Origin of the sequence: Floridaenema evergladense BLCC-F167 (genome assembly GCF_041929205.2) — a bacterium.
GTDB classification, from domain to species: domain Bacteria; phylum Cyanobacteriota; class Cyanobacteriia; order Cyanobacteriales; family Aerosakkonemataceae; genus Floridanema; species Floridanema evergladense.
The window spans coordinates 6,201,215-6,217,958 of the sequence record NZ_CM171625.1; the positions used below are offsets into that span (position 1 = coordinate 6,201,215).

Here is a 16,744-nt window from a genome sequence, read left to right on the forward strand (position 1 = left end):
TTTGAGACAATGGACAAAGAACAATTGACGATGACGCGAAAAAATTGACATGGCAGTTTTTGAGGGAAGTTTTACTCAGACAGACACCTTAAAGTTTGGGATTGTCATTGGTCGTTTTAATGACTTAGTGACAGGTAAGCTTTTAGAGGGATGTCAAGATTGTCTGAAACGGCATGGCATCGATACCAATCTTCACGGCACTCAGGTAGATTACGTTTGGGTACCAGGCAGTTTCGAGGTATCCTTAGTTGCTCGCCAAATGGCACTCAGCGGGCGCTATGATGCGGTAATTTGCTTGGGTGCTGTGATTCGAGGTCAAACGCCTCACTTTGATTATGTCGCGGCTGAAGTGGCGAAAGGGATTGCTGCTGCTGGATTTCAAACCGGAGTTCCGGTAATTTTTGGCATTATTACAGCAGATAATATGCAGCAAGCTCTAGAACGGGCAGGAATTAAAAGTAATCATGGCTGGAATTATGCTATGAGTGCGATCGAAATGGCTAGTTTAATGCGCCAAATTAAGAGTAACGGCAATCTGGAACCCTACAGCGGTAAAGTTGTGGGGCCAGCCTCTACTCAACATTTACCTGGGGCGTTGAAAAATGCGATCGCTCACGACTCCTCAACTGAGCTAGAGTAGTCGATACGGAATCATTCGCTAAAAATTTTCTTAGTTTTTAGTTGACAACCCTAGATTTTTCTGACATACTAGTAAAAGTCAAGTGGTTGCGGGCATAGCTCAGCGGTAGAGCGTCACCTTGCCAAGGTGAATGTCGCGCGTTCGAATCGCGTTGCCCGCTTAGAAAGTAATTAATACCATCTCCCAAGATGCTGTCGTGGAAAGTTTATTGGGGGCTGGGATTGGGGACTGGGGACTGGGGACTGGGGACTAGGGACTAGGGACTAGGGATTGGGGACTGGGGAAGTTTTGAGTTTTGAGTGAAAAATTCTCAAGAGTCACCTTGTCCCCTTGTCCCCTTGTCCCCTTGTCCCCAATCCCCAATCCCCAGTCCCCAGTCCCCAATCCCCAATCCCCAGCATTGGAAAATCTGGTGGGGAATGCTAGAATTTAATACAGCTGTTAGATTTTATTAAATCAAGAACAGTTAAAAAATGGTGAAAAAGCCATATAATAGATTGTTAATGACTCAAATGTTTATAGGTAAACCTTTAATAAACTCGGTTTGATATAAGACCACTTGTGCCATCTCCAAAAGCCCAAAAGATAGATTTAAATAGTGATTATCCCTGTCCCTGTGGACGAAGGGGGCGACTGATGCCCATTGTCCTGACAGAAGCCTTTGGTTGCAATAAATGCCAGCAAATATTTGTAGTGGAAGATAATGGTCATGCGATCGAGCAACTCTCGACGACCTATCCCTACAAAAGGTCTTGGCACTGGACAGGTAGTAGGTGGAGTAAAGCCTATCCCAGGATTAGAGATAGTTATCTACCTGTAGCGCTGTTAATCATTGTGGTAGTGTTTGTGGTAGGGCTATTCTTGGCTCCCAAATTACAAAAAGAAACTTATATAATCATTGGGTTTATCATGGGAGCAGTGGCGGCGTTGATGTTGATAGTCCTAATGTATTGGCTAGCTTACAGACGTTAGCTTTATGACCACCGAAACGTTTGATGGTTCAGTGAATGCAAATTTGATGGCGACAGTTCAGCGTGCCTACCATGCTTCTTTTGAACTGAGTACCATCAAAGGAGTCGATCGCTCGCGTGCCGTGCAAGCAATGGCACAAGCAGTAAAAAGCGCCTCCGACGAGATTTTGGAAGCTAATACCCTAGACTTGGAAGCAAGTCGGGAAATGGCGATCCCAGAATTAATTTTAGATTGGCTAAAACTGACACCAGAAAGGCTACAAACTACAGTCCAAATGCTGCAAAGGTTAGGGGAGTTACCAGATCCGATGCGGCGAGTAATGACAGCAGCTTATCAATTGGAACATTCCCAAACTTACTGTCAGCTGATGCCTTTAGGGGTAATAGCTTTAGTTTATGAGGCGTTTCCTGAGTTGGGTGCGATCGCAGCTGGGTTATGTATGAAAACGGGAAATACTTTAATTCTCAGGGGTGGAACGGAAGCGAGTCATTCCAACAGTGCAATTACTAAAGCTTTGCAGTCGGCATTGCAGGGAGTAGGAATACCAGAGGGAAGCTTGGAACTTTTGCCGACAGATCAAGGCGGTTCTCTGCGAGACTTAATTACGCTAGAGCGCTATATTAATTTAATTATCCCATACGGTCGTCCCAGTTTAGTGCAGCAGGTAGTACGCCAATCAACTGCACCCGTTTTAAAGTCGGGAATGGGTAACTGTTACTTATTTTGGTCGCCTTCGGGTAGCTTGGAAGTAGCGCGTTGGGTGATTATGGATAGTCATCAGAGTGAGCCCGATCCGGTGAATGCGATCGAAAAAGTTTTAATTCATCCCAATCAAAAACCCTCTTCCTTAGTCACCTTATTTAACAGTTTGAAGGAAAAGGGCTTTACTTTAAAAGGTGATTCCAATTTAGTAGCAGAGTTTCCTGAGTTGAGAAGCACTAGTGATGCGGAATGGAGTGAATCTTACCTAACTAAGACACTAGCTTTTAAGTTGGTGGATAGCTTGGAAGATGCGATCGTTTGGATTAACCAATACAGCAGCGGTCATGCTGACTGTATAGTTACCGAATCTTACCAAGAAAGCCGCCAATTTGCCTTGGGTGTCAACAGTGCCTCAACCTACATTAACGCTAGTCCCAGATTTTCCAGAAATCCTGGCAGAGGAGACGCAATTTTTCTCGGAATGTCTAACCAAAGAGGACAGCGCCGAGGCTTAATTAGTATGGAAGCTCTGACAACGCTGAAGCACATTGTACAGGGGAATGGCAGATTTTAGAGTGGGGACTGGGGACTGGGGACTGGGGACTGGGGACTGGGGACTGGGGAAGTTTTGAGTTTTGAGTTTTGAGTTTTGAGTTAGGGAATGGAGGTAGAACCTCCTTCACCTCGTTCCCAGGTTCAACCTGGGAACGAGAATCTCCCCATCTCCCCATCTCCCCATCTCCCCATCTCCCCATCTCCCCACCTCCCCATCTCCCCATCTCCCCACCTCCCCACCTCCCCATCTCCCCATCTCACCTGACTACTTCTGCGGTAATTTGACGTTCTGGGCTAAACCAAGGAATTGTAGGACTTGAATTGTCTTCCATGTCATGTCAATTTCCCACCACTGTAAACCGTGACGGGCGGAATATTGGAAGGCGTGGTGATTGTTGTGCCAACCTTCGCCGTAGGTGACTAATGCTACCCACCAGCAGTTGGTTGAGCGATCGCCAGATTCATAAGTACGATAGCCAAATTTGTGAGTCGCACTATTAACAAACCAAGTACAATGGAATACTGCGAATAAACGCACAAAGATCCCCCAAACCACAAAGGGCCAGCCACCTAAAAGGTAAAGACCAATTCCTAGTATTACCTGTATCAGTACAAAGTATTTTTGGAAAAACTGATAAACTGGGTCTTCGGCAAGATCTTTCGTAAATTTAGGTATATCGGCGTTAGCTGGACTATCAAATAACATCCAGCCGATATGACTCCATAAAAAACCCCGATTTGAATCATGGGGATCGGGTTCTTGATCGGAATGGAGATGATGCAGGCGGTGTAACCCAACCCAATCGATTATTCCTCCTTGGCTGGCAAGTACCCCGCAGAAAGCTAAAAAGTACTCCAACCATTTTGGGGTTTGAAAACTACGGTGGGATAATAACCGATGCCAACCTAAAGTGATGCCCAAGCCACCTGTAACCCAGTGGAGGAAAACAGCCAAGCCGATCGCAGCCCAACTGAAATTACTGGGAAGTAGAGCAAATAATGCTCCGAAGTGAACTACCAATAAACCAATTGCATGGGAAGTATTGGGGCGAAGTTGAGTTGAGCTTGCAATTGTCATGCAGGAACCTTAAAACGAATTGTCTAGCCCAATCTGCGCGGTCTTAAAATCCGCATACCTATATCGTGAATGAGGAATTAATGAACAGCTTTTTCAAGCTGCTTGAAGCAGAACAGGCACTATTTCCGATTTTTTCTGGAATTGACGCTCAGGTCAAGCAAAATCTTAAAAGAGTTTTAGCAGCCTTTCGTCGTCATCGCGTCGGAGCCCATCACTTTGCGGGTGTTTCCGGCTATGGACATGATGATTTGGGGCGGGAAGTTTTAGACAAGGTGTTCGCGGATGTTATGGGTGCCGAAGCTGCTGCGGTAAGAGTGCAGTTTGTTTCCGGTACTCATGCGATCGCTTGCGCCTTGTTCGGTGTCCTACGTCCCGGTGACGAAATGCTGGCTGTCGTCGGTACTCCCTACGACACTCTCGAAGAAGTCATTGGCTTGCGCGGTGAGGGTCAAGGATCACTTATTGAATTTGGCATCAAATACCGAGAATTACCTCTGACAAAAGAAGGAAATGTAGATTGGGAAGCTCTCTCCCATGCGGTAGGTGAAAAAACGCGCCTGGTGTTGATTCAGCGATCTTGTGGTTATTCTTGGCGTTCTAGCCTCTCTATTGAGGAAATTGAGAAGATTATCTACCTTGTGAAGCAGCAAAATGCTAACACAGTTTGTTTTGTAGATAACTGTTATGGCGAGTTTATCGAAACCCAAGAACCGACCCATCTGGGTGCTGACTTGATAGCCGGGTCATTGATTAAAAATCCGGGGGGTACAGTGGTCACGGCGGGGGGTTACGTCGCTGGAAGGTCAGATTTGGTGGAAGCGGCGGCTTGTCGCCTCACAGCCCCCGGAATTGGCAGTGCGGGGGGTGCAACTTTTGACCAAAACCGTTTGCTGTTCCAAGGTTTGTTTTTAGCACCTCAAATGGTTGGGGAGGCGATGAAGGGAACTTATTTGACTGGTTATGTGTTCGATCAGTTGGGTTATCCGGTGAATCCTCCCGCTTTAGCACCTAGACGGGATGTGATTCAAGCGATTAAATTGGGTTCGGCAGAGAAGTTAATTGCTTTTTGTCAGGTGATTCAGCAATATTCCCCGATCGATTCTTACGTGGAACCTGTACCTTGGGATATGCCCGGTTATGAAAGTCAGGTGGTCATGGCTGGTGGTACGTTTATCGAAGGTAGCACTTTGGAATTTTCCGCAGATGGGCCATTAAGAGAACCTTACATTGTTTATTGCCAGGGTGGGACGCATTGGACTCACGTGGCGATCGCACTTGAGGCGGCGATTGATGCGATCGGACCTGCTTGAAGGAAAGGCAGAAGGCAGAAGGCAGAAGGTAAAGAAGGAATAAAGAAGGAAATATTCGGGTAAAAGGAACAGGGTAAAATTTACCCAGTACCCAGTACCCAGTCCCCAATCCCCAGTCCCCAGTCCCCAATCCCCAGTCCCCAGTCCCCAATCCCCAGTTACTATGTGTCAACTCTTGGGAATGAATTGTAACGTACCGACGGATATATGTTTTTCCTTTGAAGGTTTTTCTGCTAGAGGGGGAAGAACAGATACTCACCAAGATGGTTGGGGAATTGCTTTTTTTGAAGGTTTGGGATGTCGGATTTTTTTAGATTCTAAACCTGCTGTTGCTTCTCCAATTGCTGATGTGGTAAGGTGTTATCCGATTCGTTCTACTCATGTAATTGCTCATATTCGGAAAGCAACTCAAGGGGAAGTTGCTTTAGAAAATTGTCATCCTTTCCGGCGCGAACTTTGGGGTAAGTATTGGGTATTTGCTCATAATGGGAATTTAGAAGATTTTAATCCTGAAAATAATGGGTTTTATCGCGCAGTTGGCGAGACTGATAGTGAGAAAGCTTTTTGTTTGATTTTGAATGAGTTGCGATCGTATTTTCCCAAAGTTAAACCACCTTTGCCAGAACTTTATCCGGTGTTAAAGGAAGTAACGGCAAGTTTAGCCCAAAAGGGAACTTTTAACTATTTACTTTCTGATGGTTCTGACTTTTTTGCTCATTGTTCGACTAATCTTTGGTACATTGTAAGGCAAGCGCCTTTTGCTGCGGCTCATTTAATTGACCAAGATGTGACGGTGGATTTTCAAAAGTTGACTACTCCGAACGATCGAGTAGCAATTATTGCGACTACTCCTTTGACTGATAATGAAGTTTGGACGCAAATTAAACCGGGAGAATTGTTGGTTTTTCAGGATGGAATGGTTCAATTTTTTGATTAATTTAAGACTTACACATCAGGAAGTCAGATTTTTTGGAACCTAGATTTTATATCTAGGTTATCGGTTTTTGCTGGAGTCTTTTTTCTTACCACAGATGTCCACAGATGAACACAGATGTGCTTTTAGCTTTTTGGTGGGAGGCAATATCTTTTTTTAGAACGCAGATGAATGCAGATGAACGCAGATGAACGCAGATGTTATATATAGCTTTTTGTGATTTATCAATGACTAATTACTAGTTACTAATGGCAACCATTCTTGGCGTAATTTTTCGATCGCTTGTTCTTTGAGTTTCGCTTCTACTTCTATCCAAGGTGCTGATTTATAAGAAGTTGGCATTACTGTGATAAAATCGCTGTGTTGTTGGTCGTTGAAAGATTCTTTGCCGTTGGAAATATGAACTAATTGCCATTCTGGTTTAGGCCAAGTTGTCTGGGCTTTGGCTAACATTTCTGCTACACTAAGATGGTCGTAACTATCAAGTTTTTGGTGGATTATATGATGATGTGCATCAAAAACCATTGGGATATTTGCGGTGCGACAAATGTCGAATATTTCTGATGCGCTGTAGGCGTATTCGTCATTTTCTAAGGCGATTCTAGAACGAATTGTTTCTGGTAAATTGGCAATTACATTAATTAGTCTTTCGGCGCGATCGCTTTTTCCCCCATGTATTTCCATGACTGTCCAAGGGGAACGCGGTAAACCTAATAAATCTAAAATTCTGGCATGAGTACTGAGAATTTTAATGCTGTTTTCAATAACTTCTGGTTTGTCGGAACTTAAGACGACAAATTGATCGGGATGAATCACAATTCTCATTCCTAAATTTTGAGCGCGATCGCCAATTTTCCCCAATTCTTCGCTAAATTCTGTTAAGATATCCTCGCCAATGGTGTCATCAGCAAAAGGAAATAACCCAGAAGTAACACGATATAATTTAATGTTGTTAGTTGCACAAAAAGCGATCGCACCATTGAGTCGCTGCAAGTTGTCTGCATATAATTCTCTTAACACCTTTGCTTGTTCTGTGGGTGTTAATGTTAACAATCTTTTGCGAGTAACAGTGCGATAACGCACTTTGTCAGAGGCGGTAATGCAGACTAAACCTAACTTTGGTAAGGTGGTTGTGGGGGTGGTTGTGCGATCGTTTTTTGTGCTCAAATTCATTGTTTCGCGCCTTGGGGTAAAAAAGCAGCTGAATCATAATAGGTACGGAAACGCTGTACCTTTCCATCTACTGTTTCTATAATACTCACACCTTGATATTTTAGCGGTTCACCTGATGTTAAACTACCTTCAGAAGTCCACTCTAACACAGCATAACCATTGCTTTCTACCACATTGGTAAATTTAGAATGTATTTGTTGAAAAACTGACAAATATTTTTGCCAAAATTGTCTAGCACCATCTTTCCCTTGTAGCGGCGATGGAGTTGCTAAATTACTCAATTCAGCATCTTCAGTAAACAGAGAAACCAAAGGTTCAATATTCTTATTTTCCTCTATTTGCTGAAGTGTTTGCATAAATTTCTCAGCAGTTTCACTTGCCATTTTTATTCAACTCCCTTACTTATTTTAGCGGATCGTGTCCCCAATTCATCAGCGAATATCGCCAGCGAGAATCTTCAATATCACTTGATGGTTTTTGCGCGGAATGACGTTTGATGTAACTCACAACTCGCTGCATTTGGGAGATATCATCATCGGTGTAATTCGCTTCTTTTTTCTGCAAAATATCGACAATATATCTACCAGACTCATGTCCAATTGATTCGCTATCTCCGTCTTTTTGTCCGACTGATTTTGACTCATCTGTTTTCAGCCAATTTTCCATTTCTTTCGCCGTCATGTTGACGTTTTGCTGAAATTCATCAATTACGGTTTGCGAGTCCTTACTCATTTTTATTCCTCAATTTTCTTCAGAGATTCGGGTTTATGTGCAGCTTCTTTCCCTGATTTATCGCTTTCTACCAAGTATTCTGGGTTATCTTCAGAAGCAGCAACATGATGACTTTTAATATCTGTTGGTGAAGTCAGTTTTTCTTTCACTTCCCCTTGAGTTTTCCCTTGAGAAGTCTTCCATTCTACCTTGTCGCCTTTTTTAAATTCGTCTGCCAAAATTTTGCTCCTGTTTCGCTACACCTCTATTTGTTACATTGTGTTAACAAAGACGAATTAAACATCAACCGAAATATAGAGATCGCCATTCTGGTAAAATATTCCTGTTGTTAATTGCTACTTTCTCATGTCTCCTGAAACTACCCCAGAACAACAAACCACTACAGGTGCAGATGCGATCGATGAAGCTATTGCTAAAGGAATAGATTTTGATGGTTCTCCCATTCCTGCCGAAAAATTAGATCTTTATAATCAAGTTATGGCGTTGGAAGCGGGGAGACAACGTAGCGGAGTTAGCAATACAATGCGATCGCGAATTGTCAGAATTGGCGCAAAACATATTCCCCAAGATGAACTCAACCAAAAGCTAATTGGTGCAGGTTTCGCGCCTTTGAAAGACAAAGAAATTGCCTTCTTTTATGGTGGTAAATAGCAGCAAAAGGTAAGGTTAACTCAGACAAGTTTCAATAGTTGCAGCTACCGATTTAGCAAGACTAGAAAGTTCATAACCACCTTCCAAACCAAATAAGATTCGTCTGGTTAATTGCAAACAATAATTGGTGAATACACCATAATCTTGAGGTTGTAGATTTATCCATCCCAAAGAATCAGCTTGATTAGCATCATAACCAGCACTGACTATCAATAAATCTGGCTGAAAATTGCTAAGAAATGGCATAACTTCTCGTTCAAATCTCGGTTGATAATCAGCGAAAGTACTTCCTGCTGAAAATCGCAGATTTAAAACATTGTTATGTGTGCCATGTTCGTCTTCTCTACCAGTAAAAGGATAGAAAGGTGATTGATGCAAGGAACAATAAGCTATTTGGGGATGGTTTTCTACAATTGCTTGTGTACCATTACCGTGATGAACATCCCAATCTAAAATAGCTACTCGGTTAATTTTTGGTTGTTCTAAAGCATAGTAAGCGGCAAGTGCAGCATTGGCAAATAAACAAAATCCCATGCCAGTATCCGCTAAAGCATGATGTCCGGGAGGACGAGATAAAACAAAGGTTGGTTCTTCAGTTATTAGCACTTGTTGAACACCATCTAACCAAGCATTTACTGCTAACAAAGCGACATCATAACTATCAGGAGAAACAATGGTATCTGAATAAAAATCGCCGCCACCTTGTTTAGCTAATTGGGCAACTTTTTGAATATATTCTGCTGTGTGAACTTGTTGGAGAAGCGGGATTAAAGATGTTTGATTGACGGGAGTTGGCGATCGCCATTTTAGTCGATCGGCCCAAGAAATACTTTTGAGTAAAGATACAATTGCTCTCAATCTTTCTGCTTTCTCTGGATGTCGTTCTCCCGTGTCGTGGCGCAAAAACTCGTCTGAATAAATGATAGTCACCATAGTTGAAATTTGTTTATACTTAACAGCAAATCGTTGATACTTGATTCTTCAATTTTACAATTAGAAAGTTATGCAGTTAGGAAATTTAACAAACTACCCTTATCCATCACAAAGAAAAGTAATAATGGGAAAGTGGGGTGCAGTGGCGACGAGTCAAAACCTCGCAACTTTAGCAGGAATAGAAATGTTATTAGCTGGGGGAAATGCGGTAGATGCAGCTGTAGCAATGGCGATCGCACTCACCGTAGTTGAACCCACCTCTAATGGCATAGGTTCCGATGCTTTTGCAATAGTTTGGGATGGCAAATTACATGGGTTAAATGCTTCAGGAAAAAGCGCTAAATCTCTACCTTTAGCAGCATTTACAAACCTAACAGAAATTCCCTCAAATGGATGGTTGCCTGTAACAGTTCCCGGCGCGGTTTCTGCTTGGCGAAACTTATGGGAACGTTGGGGAAAATTGCCTTTTGAACAGTTATTTTCTCCGGCAATTCGCTATGCTGAAAATGGTTTTCCGGTGTCTCCGGTAACTGCACAAGCTTGGCAAGGTGCGGAAAGGATATTTTTACCTTTAAATAATCCTGAATTTCAACATTTTAAACAAGTCTTTTTTCCCAAAAATCGCGCACCGAAAGCGGGGGAAATTTGGGTAAGTGAAGCGCATGGAAAGACTTTGAGGGCGATCGCAACTTCTGGCGGCGAAAGCTTTTACAATGGAGAAATTGCCCAAAAAATCGCTAACTTTGCTGAAGATACAGGCGGGTTTTTAACAACAGAAGATTTCGCCAATCACCAAGCAGATTGGGTAGAACCAATTTCTACAAACTATCGAGATTTAACAGTTTGGGAAATTCCCCCCAACGGACAAGGAATCGCCACTTTAATGGCATTAAATATTTTAGAAGGTTTTGATCTTGCCAAATATCCCCGTGAATCTGTGGAGAGTTATCATTTACAAATTGAAGCGATGAAATTGGCATTTGCTGATGTTCATCGTCACGTCGCTGATATCAGATTTATGACAGTTGCAGCAGAACATTTGCTAGATAAAACTTACGCTACTGAACGGCGAAATTTAATTAATGATACTGCGATTTTTCTTGCTGAACCTGGACTTCCTAAAGGTGGAACGGTTTATTTAGCAGCAGCAGATGGGGAATTAATGGTTTCTTTTATTCAATCTAATTTTGAGGGTTTTGGTAGTGGAATATTGATACCTGAAACGGGAATTGCTTTGCATAATCGCGGATTGGGTTTTACTTTAGAAGCTGGACATCCTAACCAAATTGCCCCAGAAAAACGCCCATTTCATACTATTATCCCCGGATTTTTAACAAAAGGCGATCGACCATTAGGCCCCTTTGGAGTTATGGGAGGGCCAATGCAACCCCAAGGGCATTTACAAGTAATATTAAATATGGTGGATTATGGAATGAATCCCCAAGCTGCTTTAGATGCGCCACGTTGGTTTTTTGTAGCTGGAAATAGAGTGTTATTAGAAGAAAATGTTTCGCCAAAAGTAGCTGAATTATTATTAGCAAAAGGTCATGAAGTGCGAGTAACTAAAAATACATCTTTGTTTGGCAAAGGTCAAATTATTTTACGTCAAGAAGATGTGTTTATTGCAGGTTCGGAACCTCGTGCTGATGGAATGGCGATCGCACTTTAATTAGCTACCCAGATCCCCGACTTCTTCAAGAAGTCGGGGATCTAGTCCACTAAAATCAAATCCATTGCCTTTCTAATAATCTCTTCTCGATTCACCATTTCCCCAATTTCTTCAGCTTCATAACGTCCTTCAAAAGCTTCTATTGCTGCATCTCTTAAAGCTGAATCATAAGCATCTTCTAGAGTTTCTAATAACTCTTCTTCAGTTAAATAATTGCCTTTTGCTTTGTGTCGCTTATTAGTGCGTTGAATTTGCTTGACTGAATTAAGTATCGAAGTATCCCAAGATTTAGTAGTACGCTTTTCCGCAGATTGTTTGATTAAATGCAATAATAAGATAATACCAAAGCTAAAAATTTTGTTGAGTTTATCAGATTTACTCATTTCTTCTAATTCTTCTACAATTAGCAGAGCTTCGGATATTTTGCCCTGATGCAACAATTGTTTTAATGTGAGTAATTCTTCCATTGCTTGTGAATCCTAAACATTTTGACTTCCAAACTGTTGCTGACAAAATGCGATCGCTTCCTCCAAATCACTAGTAACTTGAGGATAATCCATAATTGGCGGTTCAATAATTACCAAACTAACTCCTAATTCTGCTGATAATTGCCGTTTAATATCCTCTCCTCCAGGCGCACCGGAAGCTTTAGTTACTACCATTGAAATTTGCCAATGTTGCCAAAGTTCTCTTTCTAAATTAATGGGAATTGGCGGACGCATAGCAAATAATTTATCTTGTGTAAAACCAGCTGCTAAAGCTGCTTCAATAGAAGTAGTAGCAGGTAAAACTCTGGCGAATAAAGTCGATCGCTCATGCCAATCTCTAAACAAAGGCAAAACTTTATAACCAACAGTTAAAAGCACCCTTTGTCCTGTTAAATATTCACCAGCTACTAACCTCTCAAAACTATCCAAATAAATCAACCGTCCCCCCATCTCCCCATCTCCCCATTTCCCCACCTCCCACCTGGGGCGTTCAAAACGCAAATAAGGAATATCTTTTTGAGCGCAAGCGGCGATCGCATTTTGGGAAATTTCCACCGCATAAGGATGAGAAGCATCCAAAACCGCAATGATATTTTGTTGAGTTAAAAATTGCTCGATTTGGTATAAATTGAAACGCCCTACCCAAACTTGCAACAAAGACGAATTTGGATAGAGCGATCGGGCATTTTCGGTAGTTACAGAAATTACCAAAGGCAGCTCAATTTGCAGCAACGCTATTGCTAATTTAGCACTTTCTCCAGTGCCACCAATTAACCAGATCCTAGTTTGAGTTTCTGATTCCTTCTGCAACAGCTGACTCTCTGTTAACCTTTAAGGGCTTTCGTAAAATTGCGGCGAAAAGACTTATTCACCAATAACACAGGCCACAATAAGGCTAAAGAGATGCGAGTCGGCAAACTGCGTTGGAAGTTTGTCCTCTCAAAACCAGTCCAAAACTTCCAAACGCCTCCCACGTAAACCACTGCCAATACTAAAAGAATTAAATTACCCATAAAATCTCCTAACGACCCTACTTATATCTTAATTTCTGCCTCTGAAAGTAGCGTTCTTTACCCAGAATAACAGATTGGATAATTGGCTGACGACCTCGATCTAATTAGAGCCAAATCATGAAATATAATTTAGCTGATTAAATCAGCTTTAACGATCGTTCTGGCAAATTAACTAATTTGCTAAAAAATGTTTAACAAAAACTGTCTGTCCGGCAAGCAGTTACATAATAAAGATTACGATCCTAACTAAACTTAGAATTGCTTTAGCTAAGTTTTGTTAGTTCAAAACTCACAACCAAGCTGAACATCTCAGCTAAAGTTAATAATATTCCTGCGGCAAGATTATAAAAAGCTACCTGCCCAAAATTAGGTCGGGACAAGCTAACTAAACAGAGAGGTGATTTTATTAATTTGTTACAAATGAGCAAAAAGACTCGATCGCAGTTAAACCAAGAGTGAAAAAATTAGTTAAACTTGTCTAATAGTATGATGTAATTACTGACCTAACCGTAAGATTTGAAACAAAATATCAGGGGCAAAGTGAATCAAACTTTGATTGGGAAACCTAACTATCACTAAGCCCGCCCTAATCTAAACAGTAATTAAGAAGATAAAATAGGAGGACTTATGCGGGCAGTGCTGATGGCTGGCGGATCGGGAACAAGATTAAGACCGCTAACCTGCGATCTTCCCAAACCAATGGTTCCTATACTAAATAGACCGATCGCAGAACATATAATCAACTTATTAAAAAGACATCGAATTACCGAAGTAATCGCTACCTTACATTACTTACCAGATGTAATTCGCGATTACTTTCATGACGGCAGTGATTTTGGCGTACAAATGACCTACGCTGTGGAGGAAGACCAGCCTTTAGGAACGGCAGGATGTGTCAAAAATATTGCCGAACTTTTGGATAAAACATTTTTAGTAATTAGCGGTGATTGTATTACCGACTTTGACTTAAGCGCCGCCATTCACTATCATAAAAGGAATCAATCAAAAGCTACTATAATCCTCACTCGCGTGCCGAATCCGATCGAATTTGGAGTAGTAATTACCGACGAAGAAGGACATATCAAACGATTTTTAGAAAAACCCTCTACCAGCGAGATTTTTTCCGATACAGTTAACACAGGTATTTACATTCTAGAACCAGAAGTTTTAGACTTTTTACCAGCTAACCAAGAAAGCGACTTTTCCAAAGATTTATTTCCTTTGTTGTTAGATAAAGGCATACCAATGTATGGCTATATTGCCGAAGGTTACTGGTGCGATGTCGGTCACTTAGATGCTTATCGAGAAGCCCAATATGATGGATTATGCGGCAAAGTTAAATTAGATATAGCTTACGGAGAACGATACGGTTCTGCCACGCTAACACGACCGTCATACATCGGAGAATCAGGAATTTGGATCGGGCAAAATACCTACATTGACCCTACGGCTGAAATTGAAGCACCAGTTTTAATCGGAGACAATAGCCGCATCGGACCGAGAGTACAAATAGAAGCCGGAACTGTCATTGGCGACAAAGTAACCATTGGTGCAGAAGCCAACTTAAAACGCCCAATAATTTGGAATGGGGCGATAGTTGGAGATGAAGCGCAACTGAGTGCTTGCGTACTTGCCAGAGGGACAAGAGTCGATCGACGCGCCCAAGTTCTAGAAGGTGCAGTCGTCGGTTCCCTGTCCACCGTCGGAGAAGAAAGCTTAGTTAATCCAGGTGTTCGGGTTTGGCCCAGCAAACAAATTGAATCCGGCGCTACCTTGAACATTAACTTAATTTGGGGACAAAGAGCCACCCGGAATTTATTTGCTCAAAGAGGCGTTTCAGGATTAGCAAATATTGATATTACGCCAGAATTTGCCGTCAAAATAGGTGCAGCTTACGGTTCCACCTTAAAACCTGGGGCACAAGTAGCCGTTTCCCGCGATCAACGCAGCATTTCCCGCATGGTTTCTCGTTCCTTTATTGCGGGTTTAATGTCAGTGGGAGTTCACGTACAAAACTTAGAAGCAACAGCGATTCCCATTACTCGCACCGTAATTTCTACCTTGCCAGTCGTCGGCGGAGTTCATATTAGAATCCATCCCGAACGGCCCGATCATATTTTGATTGAGTTCTTAGATTTGAAAGGAATTAACATTTCCAAATCCCAAGAAAAGAAAATTGAAGGAGCTTATTTTAAGGAAGATTTACGTCGTGCCCAAATTGATGAAATTGGCAATATGGCTTATCCAAGTCAGGTGATGGATATTTACAGCACTAGTTTTGAAAAACACCTGACAACTCAAGCAATTCGTCATAGCAATTCTAAAGTAGTAATTGACTATGTTTATGCGGTTTCTGGGGCAGTTTTGCCACAATTATTAGCTAAGTTTGGTTGCGATGCAGTAGTATTAAATGCTTCCTTGAATCAAACAGCTGTTTCCGCAGTGGAAAGAGAGGCTTTATTGCATCAACTTGGTCATGTGGTAGAAGCATTAAAAGCCAATTTTGGAGTTCAAGTATCTGGCAACGGGGAACAGTTAATTTTAGTTGATGAAACTGGGGCACCAATTCGCGGGGAAATGCTAACCGCCTTAATGGTAGACATGATTTTGACAGCTAATCCGAGAGGAACGGTAGTAGTTCCGGTTGATACTTCGAGTGCGGTGGAATTAATTGCCCGCAGACATGATGGCAAAGTAATTCGGACTAAAGCTAATCCGAGTGCGTTAATGGAAGCTTGTCAAACTAATGCTCATGTAGTGTTAGGTGGTTCGGCAGAAATGGGATTTATTTTCCCACAGTTGCATCCGGGATTTGATGCGATGTTCTGCATTGCGAAGTTGATTGAAATGTTAACAATTCAAGAGCGATCGCTCGGCGCAATTCGGGAAGAATTGCCAACAGTTTACCATAAAAGCCAAACCGTGCGTTGCCCTTGGACAGTTAAAGGTGCATTAATGCGCTATTTGGTAGAAACCCATCCTGCCGATTCTTTAGAATTAATTGATGGGGTGAAAATTTGCTCTTTAACTGATGATAGCTGGGTGTTACTTTTACCCGATGCTGGCGAACCATTAGTGCATATTTTCGTGAACAGTAACGATCGGGCTTGGGTCGATCGCACCTTAAAAGAATACCGCACTAAAGTGCAGAACTTTGTCGAGCAAGAACAACGAGAACAAGCAATTCAATAGTTAATTTTGTAATTGGTAGTTGGTAAAAAATTGGGCGAATTAACAATTACTAATTACCAATTACAAAATAAAGTTGTAAAATAAGAATAATGCGGACAAAAGTAAACAATCATCACTCAAAAATTATTTATGAACAGCTGCATTTTAATGGCTGAGGTCGTACAAGATCCTCAACTGCGATATACACCTGATAACCTCGCTGTTGCTGAGATGTTGGTACAGTTTCCCGGTTTCAAACCGGAAGATCCTCCAGCTAACTTAAAAGTAATCGGATGGGGAAACTTAGCCACAGAAATTCACGAACGTTGTCACCGAGGTTTACAAGTAGTTATTGAAGGTCGTTTGGGGATGATCACCTTTGAACGTAAACCAGAAGGTTTCAAAGAAAAACGCGCCGAATTAACTGCCCAAAAAGTACATTATTTAAATGCTAGTGAAAGTTTTGCTGCAACGACAACAGCAACACCAGCTGCTAGAAACCAAGCTACAAATAGTAATCAAGATTCTTATCATTCTGGCAATGTAGCAACTACAAGTAACAGATCTGTGGCAACTGCGCCTGCGAGAAATACTACTATTCCCGAAGTAGATGTAGATGATGAACCTCTGCCGACTGTTACTACCACAACTACATCAAAACCTACTACACCAGTAAATCAACCAGATGTGGATGATATTCCTTTTTAAACGGCTTTTTTGGTA

Annotated in this window: 19 protein-coding genes and 1 tRNA gene; 10 read left to right on the forward strand and 10 right to left on the reverse strand. The window is 41.9% G+C overall.

Annotated elements, in window-relative coordinates; translation table 11 throughout:
- The first annotated feature begins 49 nt into the window (after positions 1-49).
- From ribH to ACE1CA_RS29550, 4 genes are all read left to right on the forward strand, one after another.
- Complete coding sequence (ribH, locus tag ACE1CA_RS29535; protein WP_413279647.1) at positions 50-640, forward strand: 6,7-dimethyl-8-ribityllumazine synthase; 591 nt, start codon at positions 50-52, stop codon at positions 638-640.
- Between the two features lie 88 nt (positions 641-728).
- Positions 729-800: transfer RNA gene (locus ACE1CA_RS29540), tRNA-Gly, on the forward strand.
- 401 nt (positions 801-1,201) lie between these two features.
- Entirely contained in the window at positions 1,202-1,612 is a 411-nt protein-coding gene (locus tag ACE1CA_RS29545; RefSeq protein WP_413279646.1) for a hypothetical protein, read from the forward strand.
- Positions 1,613-1,616: 4 nt separating this feature from the next.
- Complete coding sequence (locus ACE1CA_RS29550) at positions 1,617-2,888, forward strand: glutamate-5-semialdehyde dehydrogenase (RefSeq protein WP_413279645.1); 1,272 nt, start codon at positions 1,617-1,619, stop codon at positions 2,886-2,888.
- Positions 2,889-2,993: 105 nt separating this feature from the next.
- Here the strand turns inward: ACE1CA_RS29550 and ACE1CA_RS29555 are convergent, their stop codons facing one another.
- Both ACE1CA_RS29555 and ACE1CA_RS29560 read right to left on the reverse strand, forming a co-directional pair.
- Complete coding sequence (locus ACE1CA_RS29555) at positions 2,994-3,125, reverse strand: hypothetical protein (RefSeq protein WP_486517581.1); 132 nt, start codon at positions 3,123-3,125, stop codon at positions 2,994-2,996.
- A gap of 9 nt (positions 3,126-3,134) precedes the next feature.
- Positions 3,135-3,947: an acyl-CoA desaturase gene (locus ACE1CA_RS29560; protein WP_413279644.1), complete on the reverse strand. Its 813-nt coding sequence runs from the start codon at positions 3,945-3,947 to the stop codon at positions 3,135-3,137.
- Between the two features lie 80 nt (positions 3,948-4,027).
- On the opposite strand from ACE1CA_RS29560, the gene ACE1CA_RS29565 reads away from it, so the two are divergent.
- Together ACE1CA_RS29565 and ACE1CA_RS29570 are read left to right on the forward strand one after the other, a co-directional pair.
- Entirely contained in the window at positions 4,028-5,257 is a 1,230-nt protein-coding gene (locus ACE1CA_RS29565) for a methionine gamma-lyase family protein (RefSeq protein WP_413279643.1), read from the forward strand.
- A gap of 163 nt (positions 5,258-5,420) precedes the next feature.
- Positions 5,421-6,194: a class II glutamine amidotransferase gene (locus ACE1CA_RS29570; protein ID WP_413279642.1), complete on the forward strand. Its 774-nt coding sequence runs from the start codon at positions 5,421-5,423 to the stop codon at positions 6,192-6,194.
- 228 nt (positions 6,195-6,422) lie between these two features.
- Here the strand turns inward: ACE1CA_RS29570 and uvsE are convergent, their stop codons facing one another.
- Genes uvsE through ACE1CA_RS29590 form a run of 4 tightly spaced genes read right to left on the reverse strand, consistent with a single transcriptional unit; the run spans position 6,423 to position 8,314 of the window.
- Positions 6,423-7,364 (reverse strand): UV DNA damage repair endonuclease UvsE, encoded by a 942-nt coding sequence (gene uvsE / locus ACE1CA_RS29575; protein ID WP_413279641.1) that lies wholly within the window; start codon positions 7,362-7,364, stop codon positions 6,423-6,425.
- Positions 7,361-7,747, reverse strand: a complete 387-nt coding sequence (locus ACE1CA_RS29580) for a nuclear transport factor 2 family protein (RefSeq protein WP_413279640.1) — start codon at positions 7,745-7,747, stop codon at positions 7,361-7,363. Before ACE1CA_RS29580 ends, uvsE begins: the two co-directional genes overlap by 4 nt.
- Before the next feature lie 19 nt (positions 7,748-7,766).
- Positions 7,767-8,096, reverse strand: a complete 330-nt coding sequence (locus ACE1CA_RS29585) for a DUF3140 domain-containing protein (protein WP_413279639.1) — start codon at positions 8,094-8,096, stop codon at positions 7,767-7,769.
- A gap of 2 nt (positions 8,097-8,098) precedes the next feature.
- Positions 8,099-8,314 carry a hypervirulence associated TUDOR domain-containing protein gene (locus tag ACE1CA_RS29590; protein WP_413279638.1) on the reverse strand — a complete coding sequence of 72 codons (216 nt, stop codon included), beginning with the start codon at positions 8,312-8,314 and terminating at the stop codon, positions 8,099-8,101.
- A gap of 127 nt (positions 8,315-8,441) precedes the next feature.
- Between ACE1CA_RS29590 and ACE1CA_RS29595 the strand changes: the two genes are divergently transcribed.
- Entirely contained in the window at positions 8,442-8,747 is a 306-nt protein-coding gene (locus ACE1CA_RS29595) for a small RNA NsiR4-regulated ssr1528 family protein (protein WP_413279637.1), read from the forward strand.
- 15 nt (positions 8,748-8,762) lie between these two features.
- On the opposite strand, the gene ACE1CA_RS29600 is transcribed toward ACE1CA_RS29595, so the two are convergent.
- A complete protein-coding gene (locus ACE1CA_RS29600) occupies positions 8,763-9,680 on the reverse strand; it encodes a histone deacetylase family protein (protein WP_413279636.1) in 918 nt (305 codons plus the stop codon).
- 70 nt (positions 9,681-9,750) lie between these two features.
- Between ACE1CA_RS29600 and ACE1CA_RS29605 the strand changes: the two genes are divergently transcribed.
- Positions 9,751-11,349 (forward strand): gamma-glutamyltransferase family protein, encoded by a 1,599-nt coding sequence (locus ACE1CA_RS29605; RefSeq protein WP_459563667.1) that lies wholly within the window; start codon positions 9,751-9,753, stop codon positions 11,347-11,349.
- A 41-nt stretch (positions 11,350-11,390) separates the two neighbouring features.
- Here the strand turns inward: ACE1CA_RS29605 and ACE1CA_RS29610 are convergent, their stop codons facing one another.
- The 3 genes from ACE1CA_RS29610 to ACE1CA_RS29620 are packed head-to-tail and all read right to left on the reverse strand — an operon-like array spanning position 11,391 to position 12,850.
- The gene (locus ACE1CA_RS29610; RefSeq protein WP_413279634.1) at positions 11,391-11,816 is read right to left on the reverse strand and encodes a DUF29 family protein; all 426 of its coding nucleotides are present in this window, start codon (positions 11,814-11,816) and stop codon (positions 11,391-11,393) included.
- A gap of 12 nt (positions 11,817-11,828) precedes the next feature.
- Positions 11,829-12,647 carry a cobalt-precorrin-6A reductase gene (locus ACE1CA_RS29615; protein ID WP_413279633.1) on the reverse strand — a complete coding sequence of 273 codons (819 nt, stop codon included), beginning with the start codon at positions 12,645-12,647 and terminating at the stop codon, positions 11,829-11,831.
- Positions 12,648-12,661: 14 nt separating this feature from the next.
- Positions 12,662-12,850 carry a hypothetical protein gene (locus ACE1CA_RS29620; protein WP_413279632.1) on the reverse strand — a complete coding sequence of 63 codons (189 nt, stop codon included), beginning with the start codon at positions 12,848-12,850 and terminating at the stop codon, positions 12,662-12,664.
- Between the two features lie 627 nt (positions 12,851-13,477).
- Here ACE1CA_RS29620 and ACE1CA_RS29625 point away from each other — a divergent pair.
- Together ACE1CA_RS29625 and ACE1CA_RS29630 are read left to right on the forward strand one after the other, a co-directional pair.
- Positions 13,478-16,042 carry a sugar phosphate nucleotidyltransferase gene (locus ACE1CA_RS29625; RefSeq protein WP_413279631.1) on the forward strand — a complete coding sequence of 855 codons (2,565 nt, stop codon included), beginning with the start codon at positions 13,478-13,480 and terminating at the stop codon, positions 16,040-16,042.
- 129 nt (positions 16,043-16,171) lie between these two features.
- On the forward strand, positions 16,172-16,729 hold the full coding sequence (locus tag ACE1CA_RS29630) for a single-stranded DNA-binding protein (RefSeq protein ID WP_486517582.1): 558 nt from the start codon (positions 16,172-16,174) through the stop codon (positions 16,727-16,729).
- The last annotated feature ends 15 nt before the right edge of the window (positions 16,730-16,744 follow it).